This is a genomic window from Janthinobacterium aestuarii, assembly GCF_046113285.1.
GTDB lineage: Bacteria > Pseudomonadota > Gammaproteobacteria > Burkholderiales > Burkholderiaceae_D > Janthinobacterium.
In genome coordinates this window covers 6,157,706-6,173,843 of the sequence record NZ_CP142524.1, presented here as the reverse complement: position 1 = coordinate 6,173,843, position 16,138 = coordinate 6,157,706, and the positions used below count along the sequence as shown (strand labels likewise).

16 protein-coding genes are annotated in these 16,138 nt (G+C 60.7%); 12 read left to right on the top strand and 4 right to left on the bottom strand.

Annotated features, from left to right (window positions below; genetic code table 11):
* The 6 genes from OX462_RS27840 to OX462_RS27815 all read left to right on the top strand — a co-directional run bounded on the left by OX462_RS27840 (window position 1) and on the right by OX462_RS27815 (window position 6,980).
* Window positions 1–771 carry an ABC transporter ATP-binding protein gene (locus tag OX462_RS27840; protein WP_035823437.1) on the top strand — a complete coding sequence of 257 codons (771 nt, stop codon included), beginning with the start codon at window positions 1–3 and terminating at the stop codon, window positions 769–771.
* Window positions 771–1,499 carry an ABC transporter ATP-binding protein gene (locus OX462_RS27835; protein WP_070218917.1) on the top strand — a complete coding sequence of 243 codons (729 nt, stop codon included), beginning with the start codon at window positions 771–773 and terminating at the stop codon, window positions 1,497–1,499. The genes OX462_RS27840 and OX462_RS27835 overlap by 1 nt, the downstream gene beginning before the upstream one ends.
* Window positions 1,500–1,569: 70 nt before the next feature.
* On the top strand, window positions 1,570–2,778 hold the full coding sequence (locus tag OX462_RS27830; RefSeq protein ID WP_070218918.1) for an ABC transporter substrate-binding protein: 1,209 nt from the start codon (window positions 1,570–1,572) through the stop codon (window positions 2,776–2,778).
* A 159-nt stretch (window positions 2,779–2,937) separates the two neighbouring features.
* On the top strand, window positions 2,938–3,822 hold the full coding sequence (locus OX462_RS27825; protein WP_070218919.1) for a branched-chain amino acid ABC transporter permease: 885 nt from the start codon (window positions 2,938–2,940) through the stop codon (window positions 3,820–3,822).
* A gap of 31 nt (window positions 3,823–3,853) precedes the next feature.
* Window positions 3,854–4,834, top strand: a complete 981-nt coding sequence (locus tag OX462_RS27820; RefSeq protein ID WP_070218920.1) for a branched-chain amino acid ABC transporter permease — start codon at window positions 3,854–3,856, stop codon at window positions 4,832–4,834.
* 82 nt (window positions 4,835–4,916) lie between these two features.
* Window positions 4,917–6,980: a 3-hydroxybutyrate oligomer hydrolase family protein gene (locus OX462_RS27815; RefSeq protein WP_409028788.1), complete on the top strand. Its 2,064-nt coding sequence runs from the start codon at window positions 4,917–4,919 to the stop codon at window positions 6,978–6,980.
* A gap of 46 nt (window positions 6,981–7,026) precedes the next feature.
* On the opposite strand, the gene OX462_RS27810 is transcribed toward OX462_RS27815, so the two are convergent.
* The 4 genes from OX462_RS27810 to sugE all read right to left on the bottom strand — a co-directional run bounded on the left by OX462_RS27810 (window position 7,027) and on the right by sugE (window position 9,797).
* Window positions 7,027–7,818 carry an EAL domain-containing protein gene (locus OX462_RS27810; RefSeq protein WP_409027482.1) on the bottom strand — a complete coding sequence of 264 codons (792 nt, stop codon included), beginning with the start codon at window positions 7,816–7,818 and terminating at the stop codon, window positions 7,027–7,029.
* A gap of 44 nt (window positions 7,819–7,862) precedes the next feature.
* Window positions 7,863–9,020, bottom strand: coding sequence for an iron-containing alcohol dehydrogenase (locus tag OX462_RS27805; RefSeq protein ID WP_409027481.1), 1,158 nt, complete (start codon window positions 9,018–9,020; stop codon window positions 7,863–7,865).
* 85 nt (window positions 9,021–9,105) lie between these two features.
* A complete protein-coding gene (locus tag OX462_RS27800) occupies window positions 9,106–9,465 on the bottom strand; it encodes an NADH-quinone oxidoreductase subunit A (RefSeq protein ID WP_409027480.1) in 360 nt (119 codons plus the stop codon).
* Between the two features lie 11 nt (window positions 9,466–9,476).
* Window positions 9,477–9,797, bottom strand: coding sequence for a quaternary ammonium compound efflux SMR transporter SugE (gene sugE / locus OX462_RS27795; protein WP_070218924.1), 321 nt, complete (start codon window positions 9,795–9,797; stop codon window positions 9,477–9,479).
* 324 nt (window positions 9,798–10,121) lie between these two features.
* Between sugE and mnmG the strand changes: the two genes are divergently transcribed.
* The 6 genes from mnmG to atpB all read left to right on the top strand — a co-directional run bounded on the left by mnmG (window position 10,122) and on the right by atpB (window position 16,099).
* Window positions 10,122–12,071 carry a tRNA uridine-5-carboxymethylaminomethyl(34) synthesis enzyme MnmG gene (mnmG, locus tag OX462_RS27790; RefSeq protein WP_409027479.1) on the top strand — a complete coding sequence of 650 codons (1,950 nt, stop codon included), beginning with the start codon at window positions 10,122–10,124 and terminating at the stop codon, window positions 12,069–12,071.
* A complete protein-coding gene (rsmG, locus tag OX462_RS27785) occupies window positions 12,068–12,712 on the top strand; it encodes a 16S rRNA (guanine(527)-N(7))-methyltransferase RsmG (protein ID WP_409027478.1) in 645 nt (214 codons plus the stop codon). The genes mnmG and rsmG overlap by 4 nt, the downstream gene beginning before the upstream one ends.
* A 168-nt stretch (window positions 12,713–12,880) precedes the next feature.
* Window positions 12,881–13,651, top strand: a complete 771-nt coding sequence (locus tag OX462_RS27780) for a ParA family protein (protein ID WP_034752687.1) — start codon at window positions 12,881–12,883, stop codon at window positions 13,649–13,651.
* A 64-nt stretch (window positions 13,652–13,715) separates the two neighbouring features.
* Window positions 13,716–14,600: a ParB/RepB/Spo0J family partition protein gene (locus tag OX462_RS27775; protein ID WP_409027477.1), complete on the top strand. Its 885-nt coding sequence runs from the start codon at window positions 13,716–13,718 to the stop codon at window positions 14,598–14,600.
* 269 nt (window positions 14,601–14,869) lie between these two features.
* Window positions 14,870–15,238: an ATP synthase subunit I gene (locus tag OX462_RS27770; protein WP_034752692.1), complete on the top strand. Its 369-nt coding sequence runs from the start codon at window positions 14,870–14,872 to the stop codon at window positions 15,236–15,238.
* 51 nt (window positions 15,239–15,289) lie between these two features.
* Window positions 15,290–16,099 (top strand): F0F1 ATP synthase subunit A, encoded by an 810-nt coding sequence (gene atpB, locus OX462_RS27765; RefSeq protein ID WP_046681851.1) that lies wholly within the window; start codon window positions 15,290–15,292, stop codon window positions 16,097–16,099.
* Window positions 16,100–16,138: the final 39 nt, after the last annotated feature.

Genomic DNA, 16,138 nt, shown 5'->3' with positions numbered 1-16,138 from the left:
ATGTCAAACGTAATCTTGGAAACAAGAAATTTGACCAAGGAATTCAAGGGTTTCACCGCTGTGAGCGAGGTGAACCTGAAGGTAGAGCGGGGCCATATCCACGCCTTGATCGGTCCTAACGGCGCCGGCAAGACCACGTGTTTCAACTTGCTCACCAAATTCCTGGTCCCCACATCCGGGCAGATCCTGTTCAATGGGAAAGATATCACGGCCGCCAAACCGGCCCAGATCGCGCGCATGGGCGTGATCCGTTCCTTCCAGATTTCCGCCGTCTTCCCGCATCTGTCCGTGCTGCAGAATGTGCGCATCGGCTTGCAGCGCCAGCTCGGTACCTCGTTCCATTTCTGGCAAAGCGAACGTGCCTTGAACCAGCTCAACGACCGCGCCATGGCCTTGCTGGCCGAAGTCGACCTGACGGAGTTTGCCGACACCATCACGGTCGACATGCCCTATGGACGCAAGCGGGCGCTGGAAATTGCCACCACCCTGGCGATGGAGCCGGAAATGATGCTGCTCGATGAACCGACGCAAGGCATGGGCCACGAAGACGTGCACCGCGTCACCGAGCTGATCAAAAAAGTGTCGGCCGGCCGCACGATTTTGATGGTGGAACACAATATGAGCGTGGTCTCTGGCATCTGTGACAAGATTTCCGTCCTGCAGCGCGGCGCCATGCTGGCCGAGGGCAGTTACGCGGAAGTGTCGCGCAATCCGCAAGTGATGGAAGCCTACATGGGCACCACCCACGCCGAACTGGAAGGGGCGCATTGATGGCGACACAAGTGAATGGTGGCGCACCCGCGCTGGAAATTACGCAACTGCACACCTGGTATGGCGAATCGCACATCCTGCACGACGTCAACCTGAAAGTGGAGCAGGGCGAAGTGGTGACTTTGCTGGGCCGCAACGGCGCCGGCCGCACGACCACCTTGCGCGCCATCATGGGGCTGACGGGCGCGCGCACGGGCTCCATCAAAGTCAATGGCAGCGAAGCGATAGGTTTGGCCACGCACAAAATCGCCCACCTGGGTATCGGTTACTGTCCTGAAGAGCGCGGCATTTTCTCGTCGCTGTCGACCGAGGAAAACCTGCTGCTGCCGCCGACCCTGGCCAGCGGCGAGAAGGGCATGTCGGTGGAGGAAATCTACGCCATGTTCCCGAATTTGCAGGAGCGCCGCCACAGCCAGGGCACGCGATTGTCGGGCGGGGAGCAGCAGATGCTGGCCGTGGCGCGCATCCTGCGCACGGGCGCCCGTTTGCTGCTGCTCGATGAAATTTCCGAAGGCCTGGCACCCGTCATCGTGCAGGGCCTGGCGCGCATGATTACCACCCTGAAGGCAAAGGGCTACACCATCGTCATGGTGGAACAGAATTTCCGGTTTGCCGCGCCGCTGGCGGACCGGTTTTATGTGATGGAGCACGGTCAGATCGTCGAGACTTTTGCTGCATCCGAACTGGAAGCCAAGATGCCGGTATTGACCGAGCTGCTTGGCGTGTAATGCCCATGTAGTTCCGTATCGTCGTCGAGCAATCGTTTAAATAGCAAACAATAATCCCAACGGAGACACTATGAAACGTAACGCTATCGCCATTGCCACCGCCACTCTTTGCGCCCTGGGCTTTTCCGCCGCCGCGCACGCCCAGGTATCGGGCGATACCATCAAGATCGGTTTTATTTCCGACATGTCAGGCGTGTATTCCGACGTCGACGGCCTCGGTGGCGCGGAAGCCATCAAGATGGCGATCGCCGATGCCGGCGTGGTACTGGCCGGCAAAAAGGTGGAATTCATTTCCGCCGACCATCAAAACAAGGCCGACATCGCCGCCTCGAAGGCACGCGAATGGTTCGACCAGCAGGGCGTCGACATGCTGATCGGCGGCACCAATTCCGGCGCCAGCCTGGCCATGGCCAAGGTCGCGGCTGAAAAGAAAAAAATCTTCATTGCCATCGGTGCCGGCTCCTCGCGCCTGACGAATGAAGAGTGCACGCCGTACACCGTGCATTACGCCTACGACACAGTGGCGCTGGCGCGCGGCACGGGCGGCACCATCGTCAAGCAGGGCGGCAAGAACTGGTATTTCATGACGGCCGACTATGCGTTTGGCCATTCGCTGGAAAAAGACACGGCCGAGGTCGTCAAGGCGGCCGGCGGCAAGGTGCTGGGCAGCGTCAAGCATCCGCTGGGCGCCTCGGATTTCTCGTCCTTCCTGCTGCAGGCGCAAGCGGCCAAACCGCAGATCCTCGGTCTGGCCAATGCGGGTGGCGACGCCATCAACAGCATCAAGGCGGCCAACGAGTTCGGCCTGACGAAATCGATGAAACTGGCCGGCTTGCTGATCTTCATCAACGACATCCATTCGCTGGGCCTGAACCTCACGCAGGGCATGTACCTGACCGATGGCTGGTACTGGGACTTGAATCCTGAAACGCGCGCCTGGTCGAAACGCTATTTCGCCAAGATGAAGAAGGAGCCGTCGATGCTGCAGGCGGCCGACTATTCGGCCGCGGCGAACTACCTGAAAGCCGTCAAGGCCGTCGGCACGGATGATACGGACAAGGTCATGGCCTACCTGAAAAAGACCAAGATCAACGACATGTTCACCCAGAATGGCGAAGTACGCCCCGATGGCCGCATGGTGCACGATATGTATTTGATGGAAGTCAAGAAACCGTCCGAGTCGAAATACCCATGGGATTACTACAAGGTGGTCGCCACCGTGCCCGGTGCACAGGCGTATGTGACCAAGGCCGAATCGAAGTGTTCGCTGTGGAAGTAACGCTGTAGCAACCTCCACAGAGTGCCCGCCTGCGCGCGGGCGCTCTGTCCTGCATGCTTCGCCCGCAGGGTTCGCCTTGCGCCGCCGCACTTGTTTGCGGTGGCGCGTTTCCCTTGATACCACACCGCTACCCGGCGGTGCTTTTTATACTGTGATGCCATGGAAATTTTCGGCGTTCCATTACAAGCGATGATGAGCCAGCTGCTGCTGGGTCTCGTCAACGGCTCGTTCTATGCCATGTTGTCTCTCGGTCTGGCCGTCATCTTCGGCTTGCTCAACGTTATTAATTTCTCGCACGGCGCCATGTATATGATGGGTGCCTTCCTGGCCTGGATGGGCCTCAGCTATTTCGACATCAATTACTGGGCCATGCTGGTCATCGCCCCGATCCTCGTCGGCCTGCTCGGCATCCTGATCGAAAAGACCATGCTGCGCTGGCTGTATAAACTCGACCACCTGTATGGCTTGCTGCTGACGTTCGGCATCACCCTGATTATGGAAGGCGTGTTTCGCTCGTTCTATGGCGTCTCGGGTCAGCCGTATGCCGTGCCCGAGGCGCTGGCCGGCGCGACGGACCTCGGCTTCATGATCTTGCCGAACTACCGCGCCTGGGTGGTGATCGCCTCGCTCTCCGTCTGCCTGGCCACCTGGTTCGTCATCGAGAAAACCAAGCTCGGCGCCTACCTGCGGGCTGGCACGGAAAACCCGAAACTGGTGGAGGCGTTCGGCATCAACGTGCCGCTGATGGTGACCTTGACCTTCGGCTTCGGCGTGGCGCTGGCCGGTTTCGCCGGCGTGCTGGCGGCGCCGATCATCCAGGTTTCGCCGCTGATGGGCTCGAACCTGATCATCGTCGTATTTGCCGTGGTGGTGATCGGCGGCATGGGTTCCATCATGGGTTCCATCCTGACGGGCCTGGGCCTGGGCGTGATCGAGGGCCTGACCCGCGTGTTCTACCCGGAAGGCTCGGCCACCGTGGTGTTCGTGGTGATGGTCATCGTGCTGCTGCTGCGTCCCGCCGGCCTGTTCGGCAAAGAAAAGTAATCCTCATCAGTCATGTATTGGAGCTACCACGATGAATAAGAATGTAGGCTACGCCATTGCTTTGCTGCTGGCGTTGGCGGCCCCGTTTTACGGCTACCCCGTCTTCCTGATGAAGTTGCTGTGCTTTGCCCTGTTTGCCTGCGCGTTCAACTTGTTGATCGGCTACACGGGTTTGCTGTCGTTCGGCCACGCGGCCTTCTTCGGCGGCGCCGGCTATGTCACCGGTTATGCGCTGCGCACCTGGGGCTGGCCGACGGAACTGGGCTTGCTGGCCGGCGTCGCCACGGGCGCCTTGCTGGGCCTGGTGATCGGCGGCCTGGCGATCCGCCGCCAGGGCATCTACTTTACGATGATCACCCTGGCGCTGGCGCAGATGGTGTACTTCCTGGCCTTGCGCCTGCCGTTCACGGGCGGCGAGGACGGCTTGCAGGGTGTTCCACGTGGAACCTTGCTGGGCACGATAGACCTGGCCAACGACACGGTGTTGTACTACGTCGTGCTGGCCATTTTTGTCGCCGGCTTCGCCCTGATCGTGCGCACCATCCATTCGCCGTTCGGACAAGTGCTCAAGGCGATCAAGGAAAACGAACCGCGCGCCATCTCGCTCGGCTACGACGTCAACAAGTACAAGCTGATGGCCATCGTTCTGTCGGCGTCGCTGGCCGCGCTGGCCGGCGCCACCAAGACGCTGGTGCTGGGCTTTGAGACCTTGACCGACGTGTACTGGGGCATGTCGGGCCTGGTCGTGCTGATGACCCTGGTGGGCGGCATGGGCACTTTGTCCGGTCCCATCCTCGGCGCCGTATTGATCATCGCGCTGGAAAACAAGCTGGGCGATGTCGGCACCTACCTGGCCACGCACACGGGCATCGAGTGGTTCGGCACCCTGGGTGAATCGGTGGGCATGGTCACGGGCGTGATCTTCGTCATCTGCGTGCTGCTGTTCCGGCGCGGCATCGTCGGCGAAGCCATCGCGCGTTTCGGCGGCAGGGCGGCCAAAGCCGCTGTCTGATTTTCAAGCAACGCCGGACGATTCGTCCGGCGTTTTTCATTGTGCGTCCACTGTTACTTCAACGGAGAGAACCACCATGCAAATGACGATCACGCGCGCGGGCACTGTTGGCACGAGCCTGTGCACCCTGCTGGCGTTGGCAGCCTGCGGCAGCAACCATGCGCCGGAAGAACTGAACCAGATGCCCGGCTACCTGGGGACGATTGCGCGCGCCGACTACGACGGCAAGACGAACGATCTGCTGACGGCAGGGCTGGGCAAGACGGGGCTGGCGGGCGCCACCCCCGCGTATGCGAATGCGGAACAGCCGACGCCGCTCGAGCTGCGCCGCAATGCGATCTATGCCAATTACCGCGCCGTGCTCGACATCGCCGCCAACAGCGGCTACGGCACCCTGTACGGGCCGAACGTGGATGCGGCCGGCAACGTGGGCGCGGGTGAGGGCCTGGTCGCGGGCAGCGAATACATCGCCTATGCCGATGATGGCACGGGCAAGAAAAACGTCACCTTGATGGTGCAGGTGCCGGCCAGCTTCGACCCGGACCGCGCCTGCATCGTCACGGGCACGTCCAGCGGCTCGCGCGGCATTTACGGCGCCATCGGCAGCTCGGGCGAATGGGGCCTGAAAAAAGGTTGCGCCGTGGCGTATGCGGACAAGGGTTCTGGCACGGGCCTGTATGTGTTCGAGGACGACAGCGTCAACCTGCAGAACGGCGTGCGCGCGGGCAGGGTCGCCGCCGGCAAGAACGCGCTCTTCGCGCCCGACTTGAGCGACGCGGACCGGCTGGCCTGGTCTGGCGCCTATCCGAACCGCATCGCCTTCAAGCATGCGCACTCGCAGCAAAACCCGGAGAAGGACTGGGGCAAGGTGACCTTGCAGGCGGTCGAGATGGCGTTTTACGTCTTGAATGAACGCTACGGCGTGCTGGCCCGCGACGGCAGTTCGCGCATCGTGCGCCTGACGCCGAAGAACACCATCACGATCGCCTCAAGCATTTCCAACGGCGCCGGCTCGGCCCTGCTGGCGGCGGAACAGGATACGAAAGGTTTGATCAGCGGCGTGGCGGCCAGCGAACCGCAAATCCAGCCGGCGGCATCTAACGCCTACAGCGTGCGCCAGGGCGGGGCAGTGGTGGCCAATCCGGGCCGCGCGCTGTTCGACTACGCCACCTATGCGGCCCTGTATCAGCCGTGCATCGCTTCCGTGGCCGGCAATGCGGGACGCTGCACGGCGCTGGTTGCCAAGGGCTTATTGAACGGCGCCGACTTGGCGGCGCAGCAGGCGGACGCGAAGCAGCGCTTGCGCGCGTATGGCTGGTTGGTCGATTCCGATCCGCTGCAGGCTTCGCACGCGGGCACGAACATCCTCGTAGCCGTCACGTATGCGTATGCCTACGGGAAATTTTCCGTGACCGATAAAGTGTGCGGTTTCACGTTTGCGCAGACGGACGGCAGCGGCAATCCGATCGCGTTTACCACAGCGCAAAAGGCGGCCAGCTTTGCCGCGCAAAACGGCATCCTCGGCAATGTCGTGTACGAGAACAGCGTGGGCGGCGCCAAAGTCTACACGGCCGGCGTGTCGCCATCGACCAGCCTGGCGGACCAGTCGCTCGACGGCTTCCTGTGCCTGCGCAGCCTGGCGACGGGGCGCGACGCCGTCAGCAGCGCCAACTTGCAGGGCACCCTGGGCGGGCAGAGCGTGCGCGTGCGGGCTGGCATGGCCGAAGTCGCGGCCAGCGGAAAGTTGCAGGGCAAGCCGGCCATCATCGTGCACGGCCGCAGCGACACCTTGATTCCCGTCAATCACGCCTCGCGCGCCTATCTTGGCCTGAACGCCGCCGTGGAAGGGGCAAATAGCCAGCTGCGCTATATCGAGGTGACCAATGCCAACCATTTCGATTCCTTCAGCAGCGCCTTGCCGACCCTGATCGTACCGCTGCACGTGTACCTGAACCGGGCGCTCGACGCCATGTATGCGCACTTGAACGCCAAGCAAGCCTTGCCGCCATCGCAGGTGGTGCGCACGGTGACGCGCGCCGATGCGTCGACCCTGATCACGAATGTCAACGTGCCGGCGATTGCGGCAACGCCGGCGCCCGCTAATGCCATCAGCGTGACGGGGACTGTCGTCGATATTCCCAACTAGCCAGTATCGTTGGTGGAACCTGCGGCCACGTTTCACGTGGCCGTTTTTATTCCCAGGCCGACTCGGCGATCTGGCCCAGTCCCTGGAAGACGGGCTTGGAAAACCAGTAGCCCTGCATCAGGGAAATGCCGCAGCTGGCTAGGAAGTCGCGCTCGGCGCGGGTCTCGATGCCTTCGGCCAGCACGCGGATACCAAGCTCATGGCACAGGCTGGCGATGGCGCGCACGATCGCCTGGCGCGGCGCCTGCGTATCGATGCCGCGCACCAGGTCCATGTCGATCTTGATGATGTCGGGCTGGTATTCGGCCAGCAGGTTCAAGCCCGCATAGCCGGCACCGAAATCATCGATGGCCGTCTGGAAACCGAAGCGCCGGTAGGCGCGGAAAATATCGACCAGGTGGGGACGGTCTTGCACCCGTTCGCCTTCCGTCACTTCAAAGATGATTTTATCGGTGGGGAAGCTGTGCAGCCTGGCCGCTTCCAGGGTGCTGCGGATGCACACTTCCGGACGGTAGACGGCGTTGGGCAAAAAATTGATCGACAGGAAGCCCTGCATGCCGAGGCGCGCTGCACCGGCCACGGCCTTGACGCGGCACGCCTGGTCGAAGCGGTAGCGATTGGCGTCGTTGACTTGCGCCAGCACGCTGGCCGCGCTTTCGCCGTTCGGGCCGCGCACCAGCGCCTCGTGCGCATAGATGCTGCGCGTGGCCAGATCGACGATGGGCTGATAGGCATACTCGAAGGCAAACGGCAGCGGCGCGCTGTCATGGCAGCCGGCACAGGCACCGTACGGAAAGTGGGTGCTGTCGGGATGAATGGGGATGTCGGGAGGCGTCATGGCTTCAGTGTAGCAGGGCGGGTTGGCAGATTCCGTCTGCTGGTTCACAGTGCGGCCGCATAGATGGCGCGCGCATCGGCGCGCGTGAGGGGACGCGGATTGTTGCCCAGCAAGCGCGTTTGCAGCATGGCTTCATCGGCCAGGCGGTCCAGGTCGCCGGACGTGATGCCCACTTCGCGCAGAGTGCGCGCGATACCGGTAGCCACGGCAATCTCCTGCATGGCGTCGATCAGGGCCTCGGCCCGCGCTTCCTCGCTGCCCGTGATGCCGGGTTGCAATACGCTCGCCAGTTGCGCATACAGGGGCGCCGCATGGGATAGATTAAAACGCAGCACGTGCGGCAACACCAGCGCGTTCGACAGGCCATGCGGCACGTGGAACAGGCCGCCGATGGGATAGGCGAGCGCATGTACGGCAGCCACGGGTGCGTTGGCAAACGCCTGGCCGGCCAGCATGGCGCCCAGCAGCATGGCTTGCCGCGCCGGCAAGTTGCTGCCATCGCGGCAGGCTGCGAGCAAGTTGCTGGAGAGCAGCGACAGCGCCTGGGTGGCCAGCATGTCGGACAAGGGATTTTTCAGCAGGCGGCTGGTGTACGCTTCGATCGCATGCACCATGGCATCGATGCCGGTGGCGGCCGTCACTGCGGGCGGCAAGCCCAGGGTCAGGCTGGCGTCGAGGATGGCCAGGTCCGCATACAGTTGCGGCGCGACGACGCCCATCTTGCTGGTGGCGCCCGTGGTGACGATGGCGATGTGGGTGACTTCCGAGCCCGTGCCGGCCGTCGTCGGCAATTGCACCAGCGGCAGGCGCTGACCGTGCACATTGCCGATGCCGTACAGCTGGGCCAGTTCCTGGTGACCGGGCGCCAGCACGGCGATCAGCTTGGCCACGTCCAGTGAGCTGCCGCCTCCAAGGCCGATAATCAGTTCCACGTGAAACATCTGCGCCTGGGCCACGCCAGCCAGCACGACGGCTTCGTGCGGATCGGCTTGGACATCGGAAAAGACATGCGCCTCGATGCCGGCCGCTTGCAAGCTGCGCAACGGTGCATCGGCCAGACCCGTGCGCAAAAAGCCCGCGTCGGTGACGAGCAGGGCGCGGCGCACGGCGGGGAAGTGGTGGGCGATATGGGCGCCCAGTTGGGCAGCGGCGCCCGGATCAACGATCAGATGCGGCACGGTACGGAACTGGAAGGCGGACATGCATGCTCCTGACAGTAAAGACAGAAGTCCAGCATACTCCGCTTTCCTGCCCCGTGCCTGTTTCACGTGGAACCAAAAGCGGCGCTTACTCCCACTCGAGCGCGCCGCGTTTCCATTCATAGGCCAGGCCAATGGCCAGCACGCCGAGAAAGCCCATGACGGCCCAGAAGCCGGGCAAGCCCAGCTCGTTGACGTTGGCCGCCCACGGCATCAGGAAGATCACCTCGATATCGAACAGGATGAACAGGATGGCTACCAGGTAGAAGCGGATGTCGAACTTCATGCGCGCATCGCCGAACGCCTCGAAGCCGCATTCGTACGGTGACAGTTTTTGCGCATCGGGCTTGTGCTGCCCCAGTACGCGTCCCAGCAGCATGGGCACGATGCCGACCAGGATGCCGATCAGAATGAACAGCAGGACGGGAAAATAGTGTTCGAGGAGCATGGGGATTCCTCTCAGTGGCTCGATGACAGTTTCATCAGCACGATGCCGCACACGATGAGGACGGCGGCGAACACGCGCATGGTATTGACTTGCTCGCCCAGAAAGACGATGCCGACGATAAAGGCGCCGACGGCACCGATGCCCGTCCAGATAGTGTAAGCCGTGCCCAGGGGCAGGGTGCGCATGGCCAGCGACAGCAAGCCGAAGCTGGCGATCATCATGACGACGGTGACAACGGAGGGAGTGAGTCTGGTGAAACCCTCGGAGAGTTTCATCGAGTATGCCCACACGACTTCAAGCATGCCGGCAATTATTAACAGTATCCAGGCCATGGCGGCTCCTATACAGAGCGGGCCGTCCCGGTGTGTTCCCATGATGGGGGAGGCCGTCCTCCTGGATGATCGTCGCGCTGGCCACTGGCGTGAGCACGGGGCGAACGATGAGGCAATTGTAGCAAACATTGCCGGACCCCGCAGCGCGGCGCGGGCCTGTCCTGGCACCGCTGCGTGTTCCACGTGAAACAAAAATCGCTGTCGACTTGCCCTCGCTGAGTAAAAATTAAGCAAAAATTGGCCCGTGGAAGGTTGCGTTCGCAAAAAGACTCTATAATCGGAGCTCTCTTCCCGCATTTTTACTTGCACTGTTACCTATTTATCATGTTATTTCCTACAGAATTCGACGTCATCGTTGTCGGTGGTGGTCACGCCGGTACCGAGGCGGCCCTCGCTTCCGCCCGCATGGGGCAGAAGACGCTATTGCTCACGCATAATATTGAGACACTGGGCCAGATGTCGTGCAACCCCTCCATCGGTGGCATCGGCAAGGGCCACCTGGTCAAGGAAGTCGATGCCATGGGCGGCGCGATGGCGATTGCCACCGACGAATCCGGCATCCAGTTTCGTATCCTGAATTCCTCGAAAGGCCCGGCAGTGCGCGCCACGCGCGCCCAGGCCGACCGTATTTTGTACAAGGCCGCCATCCGCACGCGCCTGGAAAACCAGCCTAACCTGTGGCTGTTCCAGCAAGCGGTCGATGACCTGATCGTCGAAGGCGACCGGGTCGTCGGCGCCGTGACGCAGATCGGCTTGAAGTTTCTCGCGCGCGCCGTCGTGCTGACGGCCGGTACTTTCCTCGACGGCAAGATCCACGTGGGCTTGAATAACTATTCGGCCGGCCGCGCCGGCGATCCGCCCGCCATCTCCTTGTCGGCCCGCCTGAAAGAGCTGAAACTGCCGCAAGGCCGTTTGAAAACGGGCACGCCGCCGCGCATCGATGGCCGCACGATCGACTTTTCCGTGATGCAAGAACAGGCGGGCGACCTCGATCCCGTGCCGGTGTTTTCGGTGATGGGCAACACGGCCATGCACCCGCGCCAGGTGCCATGCTGGGTCACGCACACGAATAGCCAGACGCACGACATCATCCGCGCCGGCCTGGACCGCAGCCCCATGTACACGGGCGTCATCGAAGGCGTGGGCCCGCGTTACTGCCCCTCGATCGAAGACAAGATCCACCGCTTCTCGGGCAAGGAATCGCACCAGATCTTCCTCGAGCCGGAAGGCTTGACGACGCATGAGTTCTATCCGAACGGCATCTCCACGAGCTTGCCGTTCGACGTGCAGATCGCCCTGGTGCAGTCGATGAAGGGCATGGAAAACGCCCATATCCTGCGCCCCGGCTATGCCATCGAATACGATTATTTCGACCCGCGCGGCTTGAAGGCGTCGCTGGAAACGAAGGCCGTCGCGGGCCTGTTCTTCGCCGGCCAGATCAACGGCACCACGGGCTACGAGGAAGCTGCCGCGCAAGGCATGCTGGCGGGCCTGAATGCGGCCTTGCTGACGCAGGACAAGGAAGCCTGGGTACCGGGCCGCTCCGAGGCCTATCTGGGCGTGCTGGTCGACGATTTGATCACCCAGGGCGTGCAGGAACCGTACCGCATGTTCACCAGCCGTGCCGAGTACCGTTTGAGCCTGCGCGAAGACAATGCCGACATGCGCCTGACGGAAATCGGCCGCGCGCTGGGCTGCGTGGGCGACGCCCAATGGCAAGCGTTCGAGACCAAGCGCGAAGCGGTGGCGCGCGAGCTCGAACGCCTGCGTTCCACGTGGGTCAATCCGCGCATCCTGGCGGCCGCCGAATCGGAACGCATCGTCGGCCAGGCCATCGAGCGCGAGTACTCGCTGGCGGACCTGCTGCGCCGCCCGAACGTGGCCTACGACACCCTGATGAGCATGACGGGCATGGAAGGCCAGGTCCTGGCCGGCCCCGGCGTGGAAGACCCCGCCGTGCGCGAGCAGGTGGAAATCCAGCTCAAATATGCGGGCTACATCGAGCGCCAGAGCAAGGAAATCGAGCGCCATGAACACTACGAAAACCTGGCCTTGCCGGAAGGTTTCAATTACCTCGATATCGGCGCGCTGTCGGTCGAAGTGCGGCAAAAACTCGACAAGCAGCGCCCTGAAACCCTGGGCCAGGCATCGCGCATATCGGGCGTGACGCCGGCGGCGATTTCGCTGCTGCTGGTGCATCTGAAAAAGCGCGGTTTTGGCGCAGGGCAAGCCGAAATACAGACCACCACTTTAAAGGACGAGGTTGTTGAATGAAGCAGTTTGACCGGGCCGCATTGGCCCAGATTTTGAATGAAGGCATCGCCGCGCTGGGGCTCGACCTGAGCGCGGATCAGACGGAAAAACTGCTCGATTACCTGGCCTTGCTGGCCAAATGGAACAGCGTGTACAACCTGACGTCGGTGCGCGATCCGATGCAGATGCTGACCTTGCACGTGCTCGATTCGCTGGCCGCCGTGCCGGCGTTCGCGGATGCAAAGCATGTGCTCGACGTGGGCGCCGGCGGCGGCTTGCCGGGCATGGTCCTGGCCATCGCGCGGCCCGATGTGAAGGTGTCGATGATCGACACCGTGCATAAAAAGACGGCATTTTTGACGCAAGTGAAGGCGGAACTGGGGCTGACCAACGTCACCGTGTACACGAAACGGGTGGAACAGCTGGAAGTGGCGCAGAAATTCGACGTGATCACCTCGCGCGCCTTTGCCGACCTGTCCGACTTCGTCAACTGGTCGCACCACGTGCTGGCCGAGGACGGGCAATTCATCGCCTTGAAAGGGGTGGCACCGCCAGACGAGAGAGAGCGACTGCCGGCAGACTGGAAAGTGACGGAATTACGAGCGATCCAGGTGCCAGGGCTAAATGCAGAGCGTCATCTGGTCTTTATAGCAAGAGTTTAAAGGCCTAGGAATTGAACGGTATAAATCATATAAACAGTTTATACGGTATAAATAATATAAACCGTATAAACGATTTATATCGTATAAATAAAATAAACAGTATAAATCGTTTCGGCCAGATGCCGGGGCGCACGATGAAGTTTGCATCTCTTTACAACTAGAAGATACATGGCCAAAATTTTTTGTGTAGCAAATCAAAAGGGTGGTGTTGGTAAAACCACAACGAGCGTCAATCTCTCCGCCGGTCTGGCCAAGTTGAACCAGCGCGTGCTGCTGGTCGACCTCGACCCGCAGGGCAATGCGACCATGGGCGCCGGCATCAACAAGGCTGGCCTGAAGGCGTCGACCTATGAAGTGATGCTGGGCGAGTCCGATGTCAAGACGGCACGCCAGCGTTCGGAAGCGGGGCGCTTCGATGTCTTGCCGTCGAACCGAGAGCTGGCCGGTGCCGAAGTGGAGATGGTCGAACTCGACAACCGCGAGCGCCGCCTGAAGGATGCGCTGGCCGAAGTGGACGGCGAATACGATTTCATCCTGGTGGATTGCCCACCGGCATTGTCGATGCTGACCCTGAATGGCCTGTGCGCCGCGCATGGCGTGATCATCCCGATGCAGTGCGAGTACTACGCGCTGGAAGGCTTGTCCGACCTGGTCAACACCATCAAGAAGGTGCATGCGAACCTGAACCCGGATTTGAAGATCATCGGCTTGCTGCGCGTGATGTTCGATCCGCGCATGACATTATCGCAACAAGTGTCGGCGCAGCTGGAACAGCACTTCGGCGACAAGGTCTTCAATACCATCATCCCGCGCAACGTGCGCCTGGCCGAAGCGCCGTCGTACGGCTTGCCCGGCGTGACCTTCGACCCCAGCTCGAAAGGTGCCCAGGCGTATATCGCCTTCGGCGCCGAGATGGTCGAGCGCATCAAACATATGTAAACAAGAGGCGGGCGCCTGCACGATTTGATGTAAGCGCTTACTCTGAAAACACGATTAGGACAGCATGGCTACGAAAAAATTAAAAGGACTGGGTCGCGGACTCGACGCCCTGTTGGGCGGCGGCGGCGATTTTGCCAGTCCGGACACGACACAACCGTCGAACTTGCCCGTATCACAAATGCAAGCCGGCAAGTACCAGCCGCGCACGCGCATGGACGAGGGCGCCTTGAATGAACTGGCCGCCTCGATCAAGGCGCAGGGCTTGATGCAGCCGATCCTGGTGCGTCCCATCGGGCAGGATACCCTGAGCGGACTTGTCAAATATGAAATCATCGCGGGCGAACGCCGCTTCCGCGCCTCGCAGCTGGCCGGTTTGACGGAAGTGCCGGTGCTGGTGCGCGATGTGGACGACCTGGCCGCCGCCGCCATGGCGCTGATCGAGAACATCCAGCGCGAAGACCTCAATCCTTTGGAAGAGGCGCAGGGCATCCACCGCCTGATCGCCGACTTCAGTTTTACGCATGAGCAAGCGGCCACTGCGCTGGGACGCTCGCGCAGCGCCGTGTCGAACCTGTTGCGCTTGATGAACCTGGCCAGTCCCGTGCAAACCATGCTGATGGCCGGCGATATCGACATGGGCCATGCGCGCGCGCTGCTGGCCGTCGATGCGGCCAGCCAGATCACCCTGGCGAACCAGGTCGTGGCCAAGCGCCTGTCGGTGCGCGAAACGGAAAAGCTCGTCACCCGCACGGTCGAGGAAGCGGCCAACCCGGTCGAGCCGCGGCAAAAGGAAAAGTCCGGCGATATCGCGCGCCTGGAAGAAGAGCTGTCCGATGCGCTGGCTACGCCCGTGGTGTTCAAAATGGGCAACAAAGGCCGTGGCCAATTGGTCATCGATTTTGCCGATCTTGACGTGCTCGATGGCTTGTTGACACGTTTGCGTGGTTAAATAGCAAGCTGCAAAGACAGGGCCATGCGGGTGTGGCCGATCCGGCCATGCTTTCCGGATGCACCACGTGATTCCTTGATAACACGGCTGGAAGCGGCCAGACAAGCGACTTTGCCATATAGTGGTGCAAATGGCGGCGAATAGTCGGTAAAGCGTCAGTTTCACGCAGCAATTGCCCTGCTGCGGTGCACCAACGTTTGACTCTATAGATCAAAGCCAACTATAATCCCGTGTCTTTGCGTGTGTAGATTTTTCTGGGAACTTGGCAATTGAGTGATTCACAACAAAGTATTGCCAAGCCAGTCTACAAAGTAGTTGCATTGCAGCTAGCAATCGCTATCAGTTTTGCCACGGTCACCCTGTTTTTCGGTGGCAGTGTCAGAGGCTGGTCCGCCGCATACGGCGGCGCTATCGCAGTCATCGGTAGCCTGGTGTATGCCCTGTTGGTGGTTCGCGGTTCTAGCGACGCCAATAAGGCATTCCGGGCGCATTTGCGCGCAGAAGTGGTGAAAATATTTATCACAGCGGTGCTGTTTATATTGGCACTGGTGTTGTTTCAGTCGGCCGCCTGGTTATGGCTGATCTTGGGTTTCGCGGTGGCAACCTTAGCATACTGGTTTTCATTGCTCGCTGTTTAATCATTGGTTTTGGGGCCTGTTGAGCTCTGAAACGACAAATCTAAATTCATTATGACCACAGAACACGCTATTGAAGCGGGCCATGCTGCCCCGGCCAACGCCACAGAATACATCAGTCACCATCTGGCCCACCTGAGAAGTGCCGACGGCATGATCAATCTGGATACGTTCTGGATTTCGGCCATTCTGGGCTTTGTTTTCCTGGCTGTTTTCTATATGGCGTCGCGCCGCGCGACGGCTGGTGTCCCTGGCAAGTTGCAAAACTTCGTCGAAATGGTCATGGAAATCGTCAATGACACTATTAATGGGGCCTTCCACGCGAAAAGCAAGGTCATCGCGCCGCTGGCCATCACTATTTTTGTGTGGGTCTGGTTGTTGAACGCGATGGACTTCCTGCCGGTTGACCTGTTGCCGAAGATCCTGAGCTGGTTTGGCGTGCATAAACTGCGCGCCGTGCCGACCGCCGACGTCAACCACACCTTCGCCATGTCGCTGTCCGTCGTGCTGTGCGTGATCGCCTTCTCGATCAAGGCCAAGGGCCTGGGCGGCTGGATCAAGGAACTGTTCACGGCACCGTTCCACGCGAGCGGCCTGATCGGCACGATCGCCCTGGCACCTGTCAATTTCTTGCTGCAAATGGTTGAGCTGGTTGCAAAACTGATCTCCCTGTCGCTGCGACTGTTCGGCAATATGTATGCCGGCGAACTGATTTTCATCTTGATCGCGTTGTTGCCTTGGTGGGCACAGTGGGCGTTGGGTGGTCCATGGGCAATTTTCCATATCTTGATTGTAACTTTGCAAGCTTTTGTGTTTATGGCGTTGACGGTTGTGTATCTGAGCCTCGCGGTTGAGAAACATTAATCATTAACTTTATATTTTGTTTTTTTAGTATCTTTCGTT